The organism is Enterobacter sp. SGAir0187 (assembly GCF_002952735.2).
Classification (GTDB): domain Bacteria; phylum Pseudomonadota; class Gammaproteobacteria; order Enterobacterales; family Enterobacteriaceae; genus Enterobacter; species Enterobacter quasiroggenkampii.
This window is the reverse complement of record NZ_CP025034.2, coordinates 2,230,868-2,248,360: the sequence shown is the minus strand read 5'-3', so window position 1 is coordinate 2,248,360 and position 17,493 is coordinate 2,230,868. Positions and strand designations below refer to the sequence as shown.

Below are 17,493 nucleotides of genomic sequence, written 5' to 3'. Positions count from 1 at the left end.
CGCTTTTGTGAGTGAAACGCGTCGTTCTTTAAGGCTTGCGCAACAGGTCGCGCAAATGATACTCATACGCCGCGTTAAAAAATCCCATAAACCAACGCAACACAATTCATACCCTTTCAGTATGTCCCCCTATTCATGCAGTCTGAGTGAATAAGGCGCTTCATTGAGGAAGTCAGTTTCTATGAAAAACGTTAAAGTCAGCCTTGCCTGGCAGATCTTAATCGCCCTTGTGCTGGGCATCTTGCTGGGCAGCTACCTGCATTATCACAGCGACAGCCGCGACTGGCTGATTGCGAACCTGCTTTCACCGGCAGGGGATATCTTTATTCATCTGATCAAGATGATTGTGGTACCGATTGTGATCTCGACGCTGGTGGTCGGTATTGCGGGCGTCGGCGATGCGAAGCAGTTAGGTCGTATTGGTGCGAAAACCATTATCTATTTCGAAGTGATCACTACGGTTGCGATCATTCTGGGTATCACCCTGGCGAACGTGTTCCAGCCGGGTTCCGGGATTGATATGTCGCAGCTGGCTACGGTGGATATTTCGAAATACCAAAGTACAACCGCTGACGTGCAGAGCCATGCGCACGGCCTGATGGGCACTATCCTTTCTCTGGTACCGACCAACATCGTGGCCTCGATGGCGAAGGGCGAGATGTTGCCGATTATCTTCTTCTCGGTGCTGTTTGGTCTGGGGCTCTCTTCTCTGCCGGCAACGCACCGTGAGCCGCTGGTCACCGTGTTCCGCTCTATCTCCGAAACCATGTTTAAAGTGACCCACATGGTGATGCGCTACGCGCCGGTAGGGGTGTTTGCGCTTATCGCCGTCACCGTGGCGAACTTCGGTTTTGCCTCTCTCTGGCCGCTGGCGAAGCTGGTGATTCTGGTGCACTTCGCGATCCTGTTCTTTGCGCTGGTGGTGCTGGGCATCGTGGCGCGTCTGTGCGGGCTGAGCATCTGGATCCTGATCCGTATCCTGAAAGATGAGCTGATTCTGGCCTACTCCACGGCAAGCTCTGAGAGCGTGCTGCCGCGTATTATTGAGAAGATGGAAGCCTACGGCGCGCCAGCGTCGATCACCAGCTTCGTGGTGCCGACCGGTTACTCCTTTAACCTGGATGGTTCGACGCTGTACCAGAGCATCGCCGCTATCTTTATTGCCCAGCTGTACGGCATTGACCTGTCGCTGTGGCAGGAGATCGTACTGGTTCTGACGCTGATGGTGACGTCCAAAGGTATTGCAGGCGTTCCGGGCGTTTCGTTCGTGGTGCTGCTGGCAACGCTTGGCAGCGTCGGTATTCCGCTGGAAGGTCTGGCATTTATCGCCGGTGTGGACCGTATCCTCGACATGGCGCGTACGGCGCTGAACGTGGTGGGTAATGCCCTGGCGGTGCTGGTTATCGCCAAGTGGGAGCACAAATTCGATCGTAAAAAAGCGCTGGCGTATGAACGCGAGGTGCTGGGTCGTTTTGATAAAACGGCTGACCAGTAACATCCTAAGCCCGGTGGCGCTGCGCATACCGGGCCTACGGGTCTTGTAGGCCGGGTAAGGCGAAGCCGCCACCCGGCACTTTATTCTCCGCTCAACGCATCAAACTCTTCACACCCCGTATCAAACCCTTCAGTGCAGCTCAGGTTCAACCAGTATAGTGCTTTCTGATTATTTGGCGTGATAAAGCCTTTCTCACCCTGCCTGAACAACATCCCTGCCCAGTACTCGGCATAGCCCGTACGCGAAAGGGCTGAACTCCGCTTGAACCACGAGGCAGCCTGCACGTCATCCTGCGCCACCTCGACGCCGTTGGCATAAATGAGTCCCAGCAGCAGTTGCGCATCGACCGCAGAGTCGCTGTCGATATCTTCGGTTGCCGTTTGTAGCAGCCTAATAGCCTGCGGATAGTCCGTTTTCCCAGCCTGAGTATTCACCAGAATGCGCGCCAGCATGATCGCGCCGCGTTTGCTGCCAGCAATGTTTGCCTGTTGGGCCAGGGCTTTGGCCTGTGCGTAATCGCCCTGTGTAAAAAGGATTTGCGAGAGCAACCCCATGGCGTCGACATCGCCGCCTTTCGCGGCTTTCTCGGCCCACAGCGCGGCCTGCTTGCTGTCGCCGGAGCTGAAGTACGTATCGGCAAGATAATACTGGGCACGCGCATCACCGGCTTCCGCCTGTTTCCGATACTGGCTGCCTATCTCATCCGCGCGGGCGAAGGACGTTAAAAACACTAACAACAGAAAAATGGCTTTCATGGATTCTTATCATCTGGGCACACGCCGCGCAGTATAATCGCGGGCGCAAAAGAAAAAAATGGGTGCATTAAGACCTCAGCATCCTACAAGCCGGGCGGAACCGTTGTTCCGCCCATAGAGGTTAGCCTGGGTTGCAGGCTAATTTAGCCGCCACCTCCTGATGTTCACTCTTTATTGAAAACTCGCAGAGCTTACCGCGAGTAATAAAGGTAAAGATCACTATCGTCAGGCAAACAATAAAAACAATGCCTAACGCAGTTTTTAATGGCGTCATGCCTTTTACTCCTTGTCAAAAAAAGAATAAGAGGCTACTCTCAACCTGTTGGGAGTTGAGGGAGTAGCCTCGGGTTAATGAAAATATCCCGGGGCTTTCTACTTTCTGTCCCTCAACAATGCTCAAGACAGAAAGTCTTAAGCACCCGTCGCATATCTTATCTCTCTGAATTAAAATGCAAAGATGTAATTCCTTTTCGCGAAAATTACATTATTTCTGCGAGCCGCTTTCCAGAATAATAATTTCTATTTCTTATGAATTAATCGAAAATAAAAAGGGAGTGAATAATCCACTCCCTTTATTCATCGATGAATTAACGGCTTCAACCCATTGCACTTTCGCGCAGTCGGGCTTTCAGCTTGTTATATTCGTCGATCACGTACTGTTCCGCCGCGTGCTGATCCGCAATCGGCTCAACGTTGACGGCGCAGTATTTATACTCCGGCGTTTTGGTTATCGGGCTTAAGTTCTCCGTTACCAGCTCGTTGCAGGCACCAATCCACCACTGATAGGTCATATAGACCGCCCCTTTGTTTGGACGATCGCTAACCTGCGCACGGGTGATGATCCGCCCTTTGCGCGAATTCACCCACACCAGCGCCTCGTCCTCAATACCAAGGCGTTCCGCATCGGCGGTGTTGATTTGCGCATAGCCGGGCTCGTCCGCCAGCGCCGCCAGCGCGGCGCAGTTTCCGGTCATCGAACGACAGGAGTAGTGGCCCACTTCACGTACGGTGGAGAGCACCATCGGATACTCATCGGTGAGTTTATCAATGGGCGCGACCCAGTCGCAGGTGAAGAACTGCGCCAGCCCATTCGGGGTGTCGAACTTCTCTTTAAAGAGGTACGACGTTCCCTGGTCGGTCTCTGACTCATCCCGGCACGGCCACTGGATGTACCCCAGCTCACCCATTTTTTCATAGGTGGCGCCGTAGAAGTCCGGACACAGGCTGCGCAACTCGTCCCAGATCTCCTGGGTGTTGTTGTAGTGCATCGGGTAGCCCATGCGGGTGGCGATTTCGCTGATGATCTGCCAGTCGGTTTTCAGGTCCCACTTCGGCTCGACCGCCTTGAAGAAGCGCTGGAAGCCGCGGTCGGCCGCCGTGTAGACGCCTTCATGCTCACCCCAGGAGGTCGACGGTAAAATGACATCCGCCGCCGCCGCGGTTTTGGTCATAAAGATATCCTGGACAATCACCAGCTCCAGATCCTCAAACCCTTTACGCACTGCAGAGAGCTCGGCGTCGGTCTGAAGCGGGTCTTCACCCATGATGTAGGCCGCCCGCACTTCGCCGTGCGCCGCGCGGTGCGGCAGCTCGCTGATGCGGTACCCGGTGTGTTCCGGCAGGCTTTCCACGCCCCAGGCCTTCGCGAATTTGGCGCGGTTTTCCGGGAACTTCACGTACTGGTAGCCAGGATAAGTATCCGGCAGCGCGCCCATATCGCAGGCGCCCTGCACGTTATTCTGACCGCGCACCGGGTTCACGCCAACGTGGGCTTTACCCAGATTACCGGTCAGCATCGCGAGGCTGGTGAGCGAGCGCACGGTTTCCACGCCCTGGTAGAACTGGGTCACGCCCATGCCCCAGAGAATGGCGGCGGTTTTTGCCCCGGCATACATTCTGGCCGCCTGACGAATCTCCTGCGCGCTGACGCCGGTTATCGCTTCGACGGATTCAGGCGTATAGCCTTCGACTATTTTCTTATACTCTTCAAAGCCTTCCGTACGGGTCGCGACAAACGCCTGGTCGTACAGGTTCTCCTCAATGATGACGTGTCCCATTGCATTCAACAGCGCGATGTTCGAGCCGTTTTTCAATGCAATGTGCATATCCGCAATGCGCGCGGTTTCAATTTTGCGCGGATCGCAGACGATGATTTTCGCCCCATTCTGTTTAGCGCGAATAACGTGGTTCGCGACGATAGGGTGAGAATCCGCCGGGTTATAACCAAAGATGAAGACGAGATCGGTATTATCTATCTCGTTGATGGCATTACTCATTGCGCCGTTACCGACCGACTGGTGCAGACCTGCAACCGATGGGCCGTGTCAGACGCGAGCGCAGCAGTCGACGTTATTGGTACCAATAACGGCGCGCGCGAATTTTTGCATCACATAGTTAGTTTCATTTCCCGTCCCGCGGGAAGAGCCGGTGGTCTGGATGGCATCCGGGCCATACTTGGCCTTGATGGCGCTCAGGCGTGTGGCGACGTAATCCAGCGCCTCGTTCCAGGAGACGGCTTCCAGCTTGCCGCCGCGCTCGCGGCGGATCATAGGGGTTTTCAGGCGCGGGGTAAGGATTTGGGTATCGTTAATAAAATCCCAGCCGTAGTAACCTTTCAGGCATAGCGTGCCCTGGTTGGTTTTCCCCTGTGCGGCCTCTGCCCGGACGATTTTGCCGTTATCGACCACCAGGTGGATCTTGCAACCTGAGGCACAATAAGGGCAAACCGTGACGACTTTTTTCATCAGTCTGCTCCAGTTAATCGAATCATTCGCACCCACTATGCAGCTTCTATGCCATGTTTTTCGTATGGGTATACCCTGACTTTACGGCCCATTCGGGGTGAAAACCCTGACAAAAAGCAGCCAATCGTCAAAATTGACGTGTCGACAAGGCAGCGGATGTGACATGGGTTGAATTTCCGTCACTGAAAAAACCTTTTGACTGGAGCCGACGGCAGAATAGTTCAGACTTAACATAATCCCCTGACGGAAGCATACGATGAAACCGGCTATTCTGGTGGTTGATGACGATACGGCAGTCTGCGAACTGCTTCAGGACGTGCTGAGCGAGCACGTCTTTAGCGTGCTTGTCTGCCATAACGGCCAGGATGCGCTGCGGCGGGTACAACAGGAGCCGAATATCGCGCTTGTGCTGCTGGATATGATGCTGCCGGATATTAATGGCCTGCAGGTTCTGCTGCAGCTGCAAAAGCAGCGTCCGGCGCTACCGGTTGTGATGTTAACCGGCCTGGGCAGTGAGTCAGACGTGGTGGTGGGGCTGGAGATGGGGGCCGACGATTATATTGGCAAACCGTTTAATCCACGCGTGGTGGTGGCCCGCGTGAAGGCTGTGCTGCGTCGTACCGGAGCGCTGGCAGCAGAAGCCCCCGCGGCGCCCGTCGCGGGCATTGCGTTTAATGGATGGACGCTTGATACCACCCGCTGTGAGCTGATTGATCCGCAGCGTAATACCGTGCCCTTAACCCAGGGCGAGTACGGCCTGCTGCTGGCGCTCACGCAAAATGCACGTCGGGTGCTGAGCCGTGACAGGCTGCTCGAGCTGACCCACAGCGAAAGCGCCGACGTGTTCGACCGCACGATTGACGTGCTGATCATGCGCCTGCGCCGGAAAATAGAGGCTAACCCGCATCAGCCTGCGCTCATCAAAACGATCCGCGGGCTGGGTTACGTGTTTGCCACCGATGTGAGCCGGCCCGAACAGGCGGCATAAGGCTTACGTTATCGCCGGAACAATGATGGCGGCAAAGATTGCAGCGATGCACAGATACTTGAGGGCGTAATAGGCCTTACGGTTTCTTTTTTTCAGACGCTGCCCCCGCTCGCGGCCTGCATGAACGTATTTAAATATGCGGTTAATGCCGCCGGTGCTGTCATTCTCGTCATTCGGTGAGCTGGCTGCAGACATTAGCGTGGTTCCCACCCAATGGTTAACCGCCTGCGTCCAGCGCCATTTCATCGGACGCTCAATATCGCAGAAGAGAATAATGCGCGTTTGATCCGTTTTATTCTCTGCCCAGTGGACGTAGGTCTCATCAAAAATAACGGCTTCACCATCCCGCCAGCTGTGGCGCTGCCCGTCGACTTCAATAAAGCAGCGGTCGTCATTCGGTGTGAATAAGCCCAGATGGTAACGAACCGAGCCCGCGTACGGGTCCCGGTGCTTGCCAAGCTTCGCCCCCGCCGGCAGCTCGGCAAACATGGCCGCCTTCACCGAGGGGATTTCACTTACCAGCCGGGTCGTCACCGGGCATAAAGACTGCGCGGAGGGATGGGCATCGGCATACCACTTCAGATAAAAACGTTTCCAGCCGCGTTTAAAAAAGGTGTTGAAGCCAGCGTCGTTATTATTTTCCGCTGCCTTAATATGATGCTGCAAACGCAGTGCCTCTTCGCGAATAACCAGCCAGTTTTCCGTCAGCTTATTTAATTCCGGGAAGCGTTCTGTTTCAAAGAAAGGCTGCCTGGCGGGCAGGGAAGAAAACGCCGTCATAAACATATTGATGGGTGCCATGAACGTCGAATGGTCGAAGAGCTGACGAGAAAGCGTCTGTTTTTCTTTGCCGCGTGAATGCGCATAAATAACGCTGATAATGAAAATACCGATGATGATGGCTGCGAACATTTTTCCCTTGTCCTCTTTCTATCTCATTTCGGAAAAGCGTGCGGACAGTGTACTGCCCACGCCGAATATGCCAGATGGAGAGAGTGTAGTTCGGGGATGTAAAATTCATAGAACTGTAATGAAATATCGCAATTATTGTTAAATTAAACGTTCTCGCGAATAAACGCCTGCAGCTCGGCCAGCGTTTTTGCGCCGTCAATCGCATTGGCGGCCAGCAGGCTTGCCCGCGCGCAGGCGTGCGCCAGATAAATACTCTCTGTCAGCGGCAGCGATTCATGGCAGCCGTATAAAAAGCCCGCGCAAAAGGCATCGCCCGCGCCGACGCTGCCGATAATCTCTTCCTGCGCAAGCATCCACGACGGGATCCAGCGGCCTTGCTCACCCGGCGCTTCCCCCCATGCCCCTTCCGGGCAGTGGATCACCACCCGCTGACGAACGCCTGCCGCCAGCAGCTGCGCGGCGGCTTCAGCAATATGGGCTGTGTTCAGCGCATCGTCGGCGTTGCGCATCTCCAGCCCGCTAAACTCCCCGGCTTCCAGCTCGTTAATGACCAGATAATCAAGATGGCGCAGGGCAGGGAGCACCAGCGGCTGGTAGCGCGGGTCGCCCTTGCGGGACACCAGGTCGAGCGAAGTCTCATATCCCTGGTCGCGCATCTGCGCCAGCAGCCGCGCGCTGCGGGTGCCGAACTCGTCATCGGGCATATCCAGGCTGTCGAGCAGTAGCAGGTAGCCGAGATGGAAGATCTTCATCGATCCGTCTAAGCGATCGAAGGCGGGAAGATCCAGCAGGCGGTTGGCGCCCGGCGAGTGGAAGAAGGTGCGCTGTCCGCTGGGATCGGTCATCACCTGCGACATGGAGGTTGGCGCAAAGGTGGTGCGCTGTACGCGCTGGCGGTTGATGTGGTACTGGTCGAGCATCGCCAGAATGTAGTCCCCGTCGCTGTCTTCGCCAATCAGCCCCACCGCCTGCAGCGGCAGGCCAACGTGCATTTTCGCCAGCGTCAGCAGCACGTTGAGCGGCGCGCCGCCGGTTGAGCGTTCGCTGTGGGTGATTTCCGCCAGCCAGCCGCGCTCCGGCCACTGCACGATCTGGTGGACATGATCCACCAGCATATTGCCTGCGGCGATGATGCCTTTACGTTCCATCATGCCTGCCCCGCGCTGCCGAAGATGCGCATCTGTTCGGCGACCGTATCCGTAATCGCCTCTTCTATCCCCAGCAGCAGTTCGGCAAACTCATCGTACAGCGGCTGGCGCTTCGCGATGCGCTGCTCAACGGCGGCGAGCGCGGCCTGCGACATGCCGGTGTAGAAGTTGATTTTATGAATGCCCAGCTCGATGGCGCGGCGGAAGTCGGCATTGCTAATCCCGGAGCCGCCGTGTAAAACCAGCGGCAGTCCCGTCTGTTGACGAATGGCGTCCAGACGCGGGAAATCGAGTTTCGGCTCGCCTTTGTATTTGCCGTGCGCGTTGCCGATGGCGACCGCCAGCGCGTCAATGCCGGTTGAATCAACAAATTCGCGCGCCAGCTGTGGGTCGGTGAAGAAGGCTTCATCCGCATGTCCGTACAGCGCGCCGCCTTCATCTCCCCCGACCGCGCCCAGCTCCGCCTCCACCGAGACGCCCACCGCATGGCACATCTTCACCACTTCCCGCGTCTGGCGGATGTTTTCCTCGTAGCTCAGCGTAGAGCCGTCGAACATCACCGAGCTGAACCCTAAGCGCAGGGCGCGCACCACGGCGTCAAAATGCAGGCCGTGGTCGAGGTTGAGCACCACCGGAATAGCGTGACGGGCGGCTTCGAACTTCACCGCTTCGACAAGGGAATCCAGAGACACGTACTTAAAATGCACTTCGGCGATGTTGATGATAAACGGCGAGCGCTCCTGCTTTGCGGCGGCGAACAGCGCGCGCAGGAAGTGGGAGTCGAGCACGTTAAACGCGCCCAGCGCATAGCGGTGTTGTCTGGCGTGCGCAAGACCGTCGGCAAGAGAAATCAATGGCATCATTCACCCCTTATATCCGAAACAGGTGGTACTCGTTGCACAGCACCAGCAGCGCCGGCTCGTCTTCTTCGATGTTGTTATAGCGGGCAACGGGCTGCAAAAAGTGATTGTCGTGTTCATCGTCATTGACCGAGGACACTTCCCCGACCAGCACGTCGCCGAAGCCGCGTTCGCCCCAGAAACTGTGGTAAAGACCGGGCGTCAGGCAGATGCTTTCCCCGGGCAGCAGGCGCAGCTGGCTGCCGGGGGCGTGGGTTTGACGGCAGCCGTCGACGGTGACCGTCACGTCGGTGTTTTCCGTCTCTTCATGCGCCCCGGCATTCCATAATTCCACGATCAGATTCCCGCCGCCCCGGTTGATGATGTCTTCCCGTTTACGCCAGTGAAAATGCATCGGCGTGACCTGACCGTCGCGCACGTGCATGATTTTTTCGGCATAGTTTTTTTCATACGGCACGCCGTTGGGCGAGCCGTTGCGTAGGGTAAACAGCGTCAGGCCCTCAGCGGCAAAGTTATTGCCGCCGAATGCCGTCACGTCCCAGCCGAGCTTGAGGTCAAACACTTCCTGCCACGCGGCCCGATCAAGCTGCTGCCATTTCGTTGGCGGAAAGCTGGCAAACGGCGGGAGATGCACGTCGTGCATGGAGAAGAATTGCCGCGTGTGGCCGAGGATTTCGTTAATGTCGGAGCGTTTCATGGGGACTCCTTGAAAACAGTTCCCTCTCCCTGTCGGAGAGGGAAAAGGATCATTTAACCGTCCACCCCTTATACGTGCCGACGTTCTTTTTATCGATCATCGTCACCGGGATCAGCACAGGCGCTTTCGGCGCAGGTTTGCCCTGCAGAATGTCATAGCCGATCTCCACCGCTTTTGCCGCCATGACCTGCGGATCCTGCGCCGGGGTTGCCACAAACAGCGAGTTTTCACGCTTCAGCGCTTCCTCACCGTCCGGCGAACCATCCACGCCGACGATAAAGAACTCGTTGCGCTGCGCCTGTTTCGCGGCCAGATCGGCGCCGATCGCGGTCGGATCGTTAATCGCAAACACGCCGTCGATCTTCGGATTGGCCGCCAGCAGGGAGGTCATGACTTCCAGACCGCCTTCACGACTGCCCTTGGCGTTCTGATTATCCGAGAGCACCTTGATATCCGGATGTTTTTTGAACTCCGTCTGGCACCCTTCTACGCGGTTTTGTACCGCAGAAACCGGCGGTCCGTTGATGATCACCACGTTGCCTTTGCCTTTCAGGCGGTCGGTAATGTACTTACAGGCCATCTCACCCGCCTGGGTGTTGTCGGAGGTGATGGTGGCATCTGCCCCTTCCGCCGCCACGTCAACCGCCACGACCACGATCCCGGCGTCCTTCGCGCGCTTCACCGCCGGGCCGATCCCTTTGGAATCCGCGGCGTTGAGGATGATCATGTCCACTTTCGCGGCAATAAAGTTGTCGATCTGCGCCACCTGCTGGCCCAGATCGTACCCGCTGGAGACCAGCGTCACCTTGACGTTATCCCCTGCCAGCTTACGCGCTTCCAGCTCGGCACCTTTGGTGATCTGCACGAAGAACGGGTTAGCCAGGTCACCCACCGTCACGCCAATGGACTTCAGATCTTTCGCCTGCGCAAACGGCGTTGCAGCAAGCAGCGCGCCAGCACAGAGCGCGGTTACTAACGGTTTCAAACGCATCTTGTCTTCCTCACTCGTAGGGTATTGTTGTTATGCACTTTGATGGTGTCGGGTACGGTATTTGTCGATCAGCACCGCAATGATGATCACCGCCCCTTTGATCACCAGCTGCCAGAAGTAGGAGACGCCCATCAGCGTCATGCCGTTGTTGAGGGTGGCGATGATCAATGCGCCGACCAGCGTGCCGGTGATCGTGCCGATCCCGCCGACAAAGCTGGTGCCGCCGAGGATCACCGCCGCAATTGCATCCAGCTCGTAACCCGTGCCGAGGTTGCCGTTAGCGCTGTACAGGCGTGAGGCGCTCATGACGCCGCCGAGGCCGGAGAGCAGGCCGCTCATGCCGTAGACAAACAGCAGCACCAGCCAGACCTTAATCCCCGTTAAGCGCGCCGCCTGCATGTTGCCGCCCACGGCGTAGATATGAACGCCGAGCGTGGTACGGCGCAGGATGAACCAGCACACCACGATGACCGCCAGGGCGATCACCACCAGCCAGGGAATTGGGCCGAGATAGTTATTGCCGATCCACTCGAAGTTGATGTTCGAGTTAATGACCGTCGTGCCGTCGGCCAGCAGGTACGCCGCGCCGCGCAGCGCCGTGTAGGTGCCGAGCGTGACGATAAAAGGCGGCAGCCCGGCAAAAGCCACCAGCGCGCCGTTAAACAGGCCCAGCACCATGCCGAGCATCAGCGCGGCGGGAATGGACAGCCCGGCGAATTCGGGAATGAGCGATACCACCATCGCGGCCACCGCCGTGGTGCCGAGAATCGACCCCACGGAGAGATCAATCCCGCCGGTGAGGATAATGAAGGTCATTCCCGCCGCCAGCACGATGTTGATCGACGCCTGACGAGTAATGTTGAGCAGGTTGCTCTCGGTAAAGAAGTTCGGGGCAATAAAGCCAAATACCGCCACAATCAGGATAAGAATTGGCAAAATACCGACCGTTTGCATCAGATCGCTCATCAGCATTTTTTTGGCGGAGGCGGATTTCGCCACCTGCTGCGGATGGGTTGGAGTTGTCATGATTGCACCGCCTGATGATGAGTGTCGTTTACGCCGGTTGCCAGCGTCATAATGTTTTCCTGAGAGATGTCTCGCCCGTGAAGCTCGCCCGCGATGCTGCCTTCGCGCATCACGTAAACCCGGTCGCTCATGCCCACCACTTCCGGCAGCTCGCTGGAGATCATCAGGATCGCCACGCCTTTGCGCGCCATCTGGTTCATGATGCGGTAGATCTCGCTTTTCGCGCCGACGTCCACGCCGCGCGTGGGTTCGTCCAGAATCAGAATGCGCGGGCCGATGGCGACCCAGCGGGAGATGAGCAGCTTTTGCTGGTTGCCGCCCGACAGCCCGCCCGCGCGCACCTGAGCATGCGGCACGCGGATGTTGAGCAGGGCAATCGCGTCATCGGAGATAGCCTGCGCTTTTTTGCGGTTTAGCATCCCGAAGGTGGCGTCGCGCTCCAGCGTCGCCATGGTGATGTTCTCCTGCGCCGCCAGCTCCAGAAACAGCCCCTGCTCCTTGCGGTTCTCGGTGAGAAAACCGATGCCGTTTTCGATGGCCGCGCGCGGGGAGTGGATCACCACCGGCTCGCCGTCGACCTCAATCATGCCGCCCGTGGCTTTGCGCACGCCGAAGATAAGCTGTGCCAGCTCGGAACGTCCGGCCCCGACCAGCCCCGCCAGCCCGACGATTTCGCCGGAACGCACCTGCAGGCTGCAGGGCTGTACTTTTTTACCGTCGGTGAGGTGGTGGACGTTGAGACGCGGGCTGCCGAGGGGAATATCACGCTCCTTGTTGAACAGGTCGCTTAGCGGGCGGCCCACCATCATGCGCACCAGCTCGGAGGCGTTGAGCTTGTCGCGCGTCAGGCTGCCGACGTACTGCCCGTCGCGCAGAACGCTGACGCGGTCAGAGAGTTCATACACTTCCGCCATGCGGTGGCTGATATAGATGATCGCCATACCTTCATCGCGCAGGCGCAAAATCAGTTCAAACAGGCGATGCGTTTCCCGCGAGGAGAGGGCGGCGGTGGGTTCATCCATCACCAGAATGCGGCTGTTGCGGTGCAGCGCGCGGGCGATTTCAACCTGCTGCTGTTCGGCGATGGTGAGCTTCATCACCAGATCGGTGGCGCTGAACTGTGCGCCGAGGCGGTCAATCACCGCCTGCGCCTGGGCAGCCATCTCTTTGCGCTGCACCATCCCGCCGCGCGACAGTTCGCTGCCGAGGAAGATGTTTTCGGCAACGGTCAGATTGGGCGCGAGCTGCATCTCCTGATAAATCAGGGTGATGCCTGCGGCCAGCGCATCTTTCGGCCCTTTAATGTGAAACGGCTGGCCGTCGATCAGGATCTCGCCGCTGGTGGCGGTATAGGCCCCCGCGAGGATTTTCATCAGCGTGCTTTTCCCCGCGCCGTTTTCCCCCATCAGCGCGTGGATCTCACCGGGAAACACCGTCAAATCCACGCCCTTGAGCGCGTGGAAACTGCCAAACGTTTTGGCAATGTTGCGCATCTCTAATACCGGGGTTCTGCTCATGGCGGATCTCCTGTGAATGCCGATTTCTGCACTTCATCACAGGTGCGTAAATGCAAAATGTCAGAAGCTGTTCATATTTGTCATAGTTATGAATAGCGAATGTGGATCACAGTTACGGAGTCAACATGTCTTCACGCCCCCCGTTCTTCTCCAGCGCTCGCGGTCGCCTGCTGATATTTAACCTGCTGGTGGTCGCCGTCACGCTGATGGTGAGCGGCGTGGCGGTGCTCGGCTTTCGTCACGCCAGCCAGATCCAGGAGCAGGTCCAACAGCAAACGCTGGACGACATGACCGGGAGCATGAACCTCGCGCGCGACACGGCCAACGTGGCAACGGCGGCGGTGCGGCTTTCGCAGGTAGTGGGGGCGCTGGAGTACAAAGGCGAGGCCGAGCGGCTGAAGCAGATGCAAACGGCGCTGCGCCGCTCGCTGGAACAGCTGGCGGATGCCCCGCTGGCGCAGCAGGAGCCGGCGCTGGTGGCGCGGATTATTCGCAGAAGCAATGAATTACAGCAAAGCGTAACGGGGATGCTGGAGCGCGGGCAAAAGCGGCATCTTGAGCGTAACGCGTTGCTGAGCTCGCTCTATCAAAGCCAGAGCTATTTACGCCATCTTCAGGACATCAACCGCCGTTATGACAGTAACGTACCGGGTGCGCAGCAGCTGATGGAGATGGACCGGCTGATCGCCGCCGCCATCGATACCCCTTCGCCGCGCGCGACCATCCAGCAACTGGACGCGGTGGCCGCAACGTTGCCCCGGCGTGCCGCACAGCCGGTCGTAAAGACGGTTCTGCCTGATTTTAATGCCGAGCTAGGTCAGCTCGCCCCGCTGTCGAAGCAACTGGAGGAGAGCGATCTGGCGATAAGCTGGTATATGTTCCACATCAAGGCGCTGGTGGCGATCCTCAACAGCGACATCAATCAGTATGTTGAGCAGGTGGCGCAGGCCTCCCGGCTTCGCACCGCCCAGAGCCATCACGAACTGCAATCCATCAGCGTATTTATCACCATTTTCGCCGTGCTGGCGCTGATCATCACCGGGTGTGCCTGCTGGTATATCTACCGCAATCTGGCCTCTAACCTGACGGCCATTTCCCGGGCGATGTCGCGCCTTGCTCACGGCGAACAGGATGTGTCCGTTCCCGCCCTCCAGCGGCGCGATGAGCTGGGTGAACTGGCGCGCGCGTTTAACGTTTTTGCCCGCAATACCGCCTCGCTTGAGCACACCACGCGCCTGCTGAAAGAAAAAACCACGCAGATGGAGATCGACCGCATTGAGCGTCAGGGGCTGGAAGAGGCGCTGCTGCACAGCCAGAAAATGAAGGCTGTTGGGCAGCTGACGGGCGGGCTGGCGCATGATTTTAATAACCTGCTGGCGGTGATCATCGGCAGTCTTGAGCTGACCGACCCTGAATCAAACGATGCGCCGCGCATTACCCGGGCGCTGAAGGCGGCCGAGCGTGGCGCCTTACTGACCCAGCGCCTGCTGGCGTTTTCCCGCAAGCAATCCCTGACGCCGCATGCGGTAGAGATGCAGCCGCTGCTGGAGAACCTTCGGGAACTGCTGCGTCACTCCTTGCCCGCCACCCTGACCCTGGAAATTGAAGCGCAATCCCCGGCATGGCCCGCGTGGATAGACTTCAGCCAGCTGGAGAACGCCATCATCAACCTGGTGATGAACGCGCGCGATGCGATGGAAGGGCAAAGCGGGGTGATTAAAATTCGCACCTGGAATCAGCGCGTTACCCGCAGCGACGGTCGCAGGCAGGATATGGTGGCGCTGGAAGTCATTGACCACGGCAGCGGCATGTCGCAGGAGGTGAAATCCCGGGTCTTTGAACCGTTCTTCACCACCAAACAGACCGGGAGCGGGAGCGGGTTAGGCCTGTCGATGGTGTACGGCTTTGTACGCCAGTCCGGTGGGCGCGTGGAGATTGAAAGCGCGCCGGGGCAGGGAACGACCGTGCGGCTTCACCTCCCGCGCTCGACGCAGCCCGCCGCTGCAGTTGATGAAGCAGTATCTGCCACCGCCTCCGTCGAGAGCGAGCGCCTGGTGCTGGTGCTCGAGGACGAAGCGGATGTCCGTCAGACCCTGTGCGAACAGTTGCACCAGCTTGGCTATCTGACGCTCGAAGCGGACAACGGCGAGCAGGCGCTGAGCATGCTGGCGGCGTCGCCGGATATTGGCATGTTTATCAGCGACCTGATGTTGCCCGGAAGCCTGAGCGGGGCTGAGGTGATTAGCCATGTGCGCAGTCACTATCCGCAGCTTCCTGTGCTGCTGATCAGCGGCCAGGATTTACGACCCACGCATAACCCTCAGCTGCCGGACGTTCCGTTATTGCGTAAGCCGTTTACGCGGGCGCAGCTGGCGCAGGCGCTGCGGAAGGTCTGTTTATAAGAAGTGATATTTAAGAATTCATCAAGAGCGTGAGTAAACCGGGTGATGCTAACCTGCGCAAAATTTGGCAGATTGGGATATAAAGGGAGCTATGCCAGTACTTACAAAAGGGGACTCACAAATGATTGTGATGCCTACAACTTACAGCCCAAAGACTGTAGCAAGGTCATTCAAGCTCGTTGATGAGTTTGAGCTCTCCGGGCGAGTGCTACATGTTATTTTTGATAGCCAGACGCCAAGAGCTGCGATTATTGAAGCGGATATCGAAACCTTCGACGGGGTGCCCCGGCATCGGGTTGTTGCTGCCCTGGATTTACAACGTAAAACGCATTTAGGTGAAGATATCATTGCTGTCGAGCGCTGTTGGGAAGATGCCAGTGTTATTCAGGTAGAAGGTATCTGCGTTGATCCCGCCGAGCGTGACAAGGGACTGGCAACTCGCCTGTATGAAGCCCTGGTATTACAGTGTGGCGTGACGCTTGTAAGCGACTTTGAACAATATGAGGGTGGGAAGATGCTCTGGCAGAAAATTGCCCGCGAGTCTGACCAAATCGCTGTATTTGTTCTCGATACCGAACAGGGCGCATTTTGGCCGTATGATGGTAGCAAGGTTATCTATGACGGAGGGTGTATCCCTGAAGATCGTATCTGGAGTCATTCGCCGGATCAAAAATGCTACGGCATCGTCCTGGTCGCAGAAAATAAACAGCGTGCGAATCAGCTGATGGAAGACCCAGGACACAACTGAATTTGAGATTCCTCCGCTACCCTCGTTCCCTGCCGTTCATTATCGTAAGGCCAGTTCACCTGCGAGTCTGGCCTTATGAAACGTTACTCAACTGCTCTGTTATTTGGTCTGCTGTCACTCACCAGCCAACTGGCTCATGCCGATATTGTTGATGATGCTATTGGCAACATTCAGCAGGCGATCAACGATGCCTACAACCCCAGCAGTAGCCGTAATGGCGATGACGACGATCGTTATGACCGCAGCCGTCAAATCGACAGTCGACAGTACGACGATCGTCGTCGGCAGCTCGAAGACAGACGCCGCCGTTTAGACGAGCGTCAGCGTCAGCTGGACGACGACAGGCGTCGGTTAGAAGAAGATGAGCGCAGGTTGGAAGACGATTACGATCGCGGCTAAGTGCGGCCTGTTGCCCTCACCCCAACCCTCTCCCACGGGAGAGGGAGAAAATCTAATCCAGCACAAGTACCATCCCGTCATATCCCGCTTCAATGCCGTCCGGCAGCGGGTTATCCATCATCCATGCGTCAAACTGATGGCTAATGTGCGTCAGGATCACCTGCGGACAGCCAATCACCTCGTTCAGGGCAATCACCGTATTTAAATCACTGTGGTTTCGCGGCGTTTCGTCACGCGGTGCATGGCTGCAGTCGATAATCATCGCCTGCGGTTGATTGTTGAGCAGGAACTTCACCGTTTTTTCCGGCAGCCCGGCGGTGTCGGACAGCCAGGCCACGCGGCTGTGGGCCGACTCCAGCAAATACCCGAAGGTCAGTTTCGAATGGTTGAGCGGCAGCGGCGTGACCCGCATTCCCTGAAGTTCAAACATCACAAAGGGGTCGACCGTGTGGCTGAAATCCAGAATCCCCGGATGTTTAAACAGGTCGTCGCATCCCGCTTCGTCCGGCGGACCGTAAACGGGGATCGTCGCGCCAACGCCCCAGCGCAGGGGGAAGAGACCCTGAACGTGATCCATATGGTAATGGGTCAGCAAAAACTGCTGAAAGCTGCCTGCGGGCCAGTCGTCCATCAGGTGCGGAATACCGGCATCCAGCAGGGTCACCGCATCGTTGAATTTGACCACCGCGCTACAGGGACGACGGCGATAGGTCCCCTGCAGGCGCGCCCGGCGACACGCCGCGCAGTCGCAGCCAAAGACCGGCACGAGCTGCGCGCTTCCGGTTCCTGTTAACGTGATCGTCAGACTCAT

The 17,493-nt window shown here is 57.5% G+C and carries 16 protein-coding genes; 5 read left to right on the top strand and 11 right to left on the bottom strand.

Annotated features, from left to right (window positions below; all coding sequences use genetic code 11):
- The first annotated feature begins 181 nt into the window (after nt 1-181).
- Entirely contained in the window at nt 182-1,495 is a 1,314-nt protein-coding gene (gltP, locus tag CWR52_RS10770; RefSeq protein ID WP_069719694.1) for a glutamate/aspartate:proton symporter GltP, read from the top strand.
- An 80-nt stretch (nt 1,496-1,575) separates the two neighbouring features.
- Here the strand turns inward: gltP and CWR52_RS10760 are convergent, their stop codons facing one another.
- From CWR52_RS10760 to fdhF, 3 genes are all read right to left on the bottom strand, one after another.
- Complete coding sequence (locus CWR52_RS10760) at nt 1,576-2,250, bottom strand: tetratricopeptide repeat protein (protein WP_104949638.1); 675 nt, start codon at nt 2,248-2,250, stop codon at nt 1,576-1,578.
- Between the two features lie 121 nt (nt 2,251-2,371).
- Nucleotides 2,372-2,524, bottom strand: a complete 153-nt coding sequence (locus CWR52_RS10755; protein ID WP_045909184.1) for a Hok/Gef family protein — start codon at nt 2,522-2,524, stop codon at nt 2,372-2,374.
- A 322-nt stretch (nt 2,525-2,846) separates the two neighbouring features.
- Nucleotides 2,847-4,994 carry a formate dehydrogenase subunit alpha gene (gene fdhF / locus CWR52_RS10750; RefSeq protein ID WP_104949637.1) on the bottom strand — a complete coding sequence of 716 codons (2,148 nt, stop codon included), beginning with the start codon at nt 4,992-4,994 and terminating at the stop codon, nt 2,847-2,849.
- A 256-nt stretch (nt 4,995-5,250) separates the two neighbouring features.
- Here fdhF and CWR52_RS10745 point away from each other — a divergent pair, with 256 nt between their 5' ends.
- Nucleotides 5,251-5,982, top strand: coding sequence for a response regulator (locus CWR52_RS10745; protein ID WP_104949636.1), 732 nt, complete (start codon nt 5,251-5,253; stop codon nt 5,980-5,982).
- A 3-nt stretch (nt 5,983-5,985) separates the two neighbouring features.
- On the opposite strand, the gene lpxO is transcribed toward CWR52_RS10745, so the two are convergent.
- The 7 genes from lpxO to CWR52_RS10710 form a co-directional block, all read right to left on the bottom strand.
- The gene (lpxO, locus tag CWR52_RS10740; protein ID WP_104949635.1) at nt 5,986-6,894 is read right to left on the bottom strand and encodes a lipid A hydroxylase LpxO; all 909 of its coding nucleotides are present in this window, start codon (nt 6,892-6,894) and stop codon (nt 5,986-5,988) included.
- Between the two features lie 143 nt (nt 6,895-7,037).
- Nucleotides 7,038-8,042, bottom strand: coding sequence for a carbohydrate kinase family protein (locus CWR52_RS10735; protein WP_104949634.1), 1,005 nt, complete (start codon nt 8,040-8,042; stop codon nt 7,038-7,040).
- Nucleotides 8,042-8,902 (bottom strand): ketose 1,6-bisphosphate aldolase, encoded by an 861-nt coding sequence (locus CWR52_RS10730; protein WP_104949633.1) that lies wholly within the window; start codon nt 8,900-8,902, stop codon nt 8,042-8,044. Before CWR52_RS10730 ends, CWR52_RS10735 begins: the two co-directional genes overlap by 1 nt.
- 10 nt (nt 8,903-8,912) lie before the next feature.
- Nucleotides 8,913-9,599: a D-lyxose/D-mannose family sugar isomerase gene (locus tag CWR52_RS10725; RefSeq protein ID WP_104949632.1), complete on the bottom strand. Its 687-nt coding sequence runs from the start codon at nt 9,597-9,599 to the stop codon at nt 8,913-8,915.
- Nucleotides 9,600-9,648: 49 nt separating this feature from the next.
- Nucleotides 9,649-10,590 (bottom strand): ABC transporter substrate-binding protein, encoded by a 942-nt coding sequence (locus CWR52_RS10720; RefSeq protein ID WP_021242935.1) that lies wholly within the window; start codon nt 10,588-10,590, stop codon nt 9,649-9,651.
- A 30-nt stretch (nt 10,591-10,620) separates the two neighbouring features.
- Nucleotides 10,621-11,616: an ABC transporter permease subunit gene (locus CWR52_RS10715; protein WP_048030254.1), complete on the bottom strand. Its 996-nt coding sequence runs from the start codon at nt 11,614-11,616 to the stop codon at nt 10,621-10,623.
- Nucleotides 11,613-13,133 carry a sugar ABC transporter ATP-binding protein gene (locus CWR52_RS10710; protein ID WP_104949631.1) on the bottom strand — a complete coding sequence of 507 codons (1,521 nt, stop codon included), beginning with the start codon at nt 13,131-13,133 and terminating at the stop codon, nt 11,613-11,615. Before CWR52_RS10710 ends, CWR52_RS10715 begins: the two co-directional genes overlap by 4 nt.
- Before the next feature lie 125 nt (nt 13,134-13,258).
- On the opposite strand from CWR52_RS10710, the gene CWR52_RS10705 reads away from it, so the two are divergent.
- The 3 genes from CWR52_RS10705 (at nt 13,259) to yjdP (ending at nt 16,682) form a co-directional block, all read left to right on the top strand.
- Nucleotides 13,259-15,535: a hybrid sensor histidine kinase/response regulator gene (locus CWR52_RS10705; protein ID WP_104949630.1), complete on the top strand. Its 2,277-nt coding sequence runs from the start codon at nt 13,259-13,261 to the stop codon at nt 15,533-15,535.
- A gap of 121 nt (nt 15,536-15,656) precedes the next feature.
- A complete protein-coding gene (locus CWR52_RS10700; protein WP_032650635.1) occupies nt 15,657-16,283 on the top strand; it encodes a GNAT family N-acetyltransferase in 627 nt (208 codons plus the stop codon).
- 75 nt (nt 16,284-16,358) lie between these two features.
- The gene (gene yjdP, locus CWR52_RS10695; protein ID WP_104949629.1) at nt 16,359-16,682 is read left to right on the top strand and encodes a DDRRRQL repeat protein YjdP; all 324 of its coding nucleotides are present in this window, start codon (nt 16,359-16,361) and stop codon (nt 16,680-16,682) included.
- A 52-nt stretch (nt 16,683-16,734) separates the two neighbouring features.
- On the opposite strand, the gene phnP is transcribed toward yjdP, so the two are convergent.
- Nucleotides 16,735-17,493, bottom strand: a complete 759-nt coding sequence (gene phnP, locus CWR52_RS10690) for a phosphonate metabolism protein PhnP (RefSeq protein ID WP_104949628.1) — start codon at nt 17,491-17,493, stop codon at nt 16,735-16,737.

Bases quoted from the DNA above. Each gene is read 5' to 3' on its own strand.
- lpxO (WP_104949635.1), bottom strand. From the start codon at position 6,894: ATGTTCGCAGCCATCATCATCGGTATTTTCATTATCAGCGTTATTTAT.
- CWR52_RS10700 (WP_032650635.1), top strand. From the start codon at position 15,657: ATGATTGTGATGCCTACAACTTACAGCCCAAAGACTGTAGCAAGGTCA.
- phnP (WP_104949628.1), bottom strand. From the start codon at position 17,493: ATGAGTCTGACGATCACGTTAACAGGAACCGGAAGCGCGCAGCTCGTG.
- CWR52_RS10705 (WP_104949630.1), top strand. From the start codon at position 13,259: ATGTCTTCACGCCCCCCGTTCTTCTCCAGCGCTCGCGGTCGCCTGCTG.
- CWR52_RS10725 (WP_104949632.1), bottom strand. From the start codon at position 9,599: ATGAAACGCTCCGACATTAACGAAATCCTCGGCCACACGCGGCAATTC.
- gltP (WP_069719694.1), top strand. From the start codon at position 182: ATGAAAAACGTTAAAGTCAGCCTTGCCTGGCAGATCTTAATCGCCCTT.
- CWR52_RS10720 (WP_021242935.1), bottom strand. From the start codon at position 10,590: ATGCGTTTGAAACCGTTAGTAACCGCGCTCTGTGCTGGCGCGCTGCTT.
- CWR52_RS10730 (WP_104949633.1), bottom strand. From the start codon at position 8,902: ATGCCATTGATTTCTCTTGCCGACGGTCTTGCGCACGCCAGACAACAC.
- CWR52_RS10760 (WP_104949638.1), bottom strand. From the start codon at position 2,250: ATGAAAGCCATTTTTCTGTTGTTAGTGTTTTTAACGTCCTTCGCCCGC.
- CWR52_RS10710 (WP_104949631.1), bottom strand. From the start codon at position 13,133: ATGAGCAGAACCCCGGTATTAGAGATGCGCAACATTGCCAAAACGTTT.
- yjdP (WP_104949629.1), top strand. From the start codon at position 16,359: ATGAAACGTTACTCAACTGCTCTGTTATTTGGTCTGCTGTCACTCACC.
- CWR52_RS10735 (WP_104949634.1), bottom strand. From the start codon at position 8,042: ATGGAACGTAAAGGCATCATCGCCGCAGGCAATATGCTGGTGGATCAT.
- CWR52_RS10715 (WP_048030254.1), bottom strand. From the start codon at position 11,616: ATGACAACTCCAACCCATCCGCAGCAGGTGGCGAAATCCGCCTCCGCC.
- CWR52_RS10745 (WP_104949636.1), top strand. From the start codon at position 5,251: ATGAAACCGGCTATTCTGGTGGTTGATGACGATACGGCAGTCTGCGAA.
- CWR52_RS10755 (WP_045909184.1), bottom strand. From the start codon at position 2,524: ATGACGCCATTAAAAACTGCGTTAGGCATTGTTTTTATTGTTTGCCTG.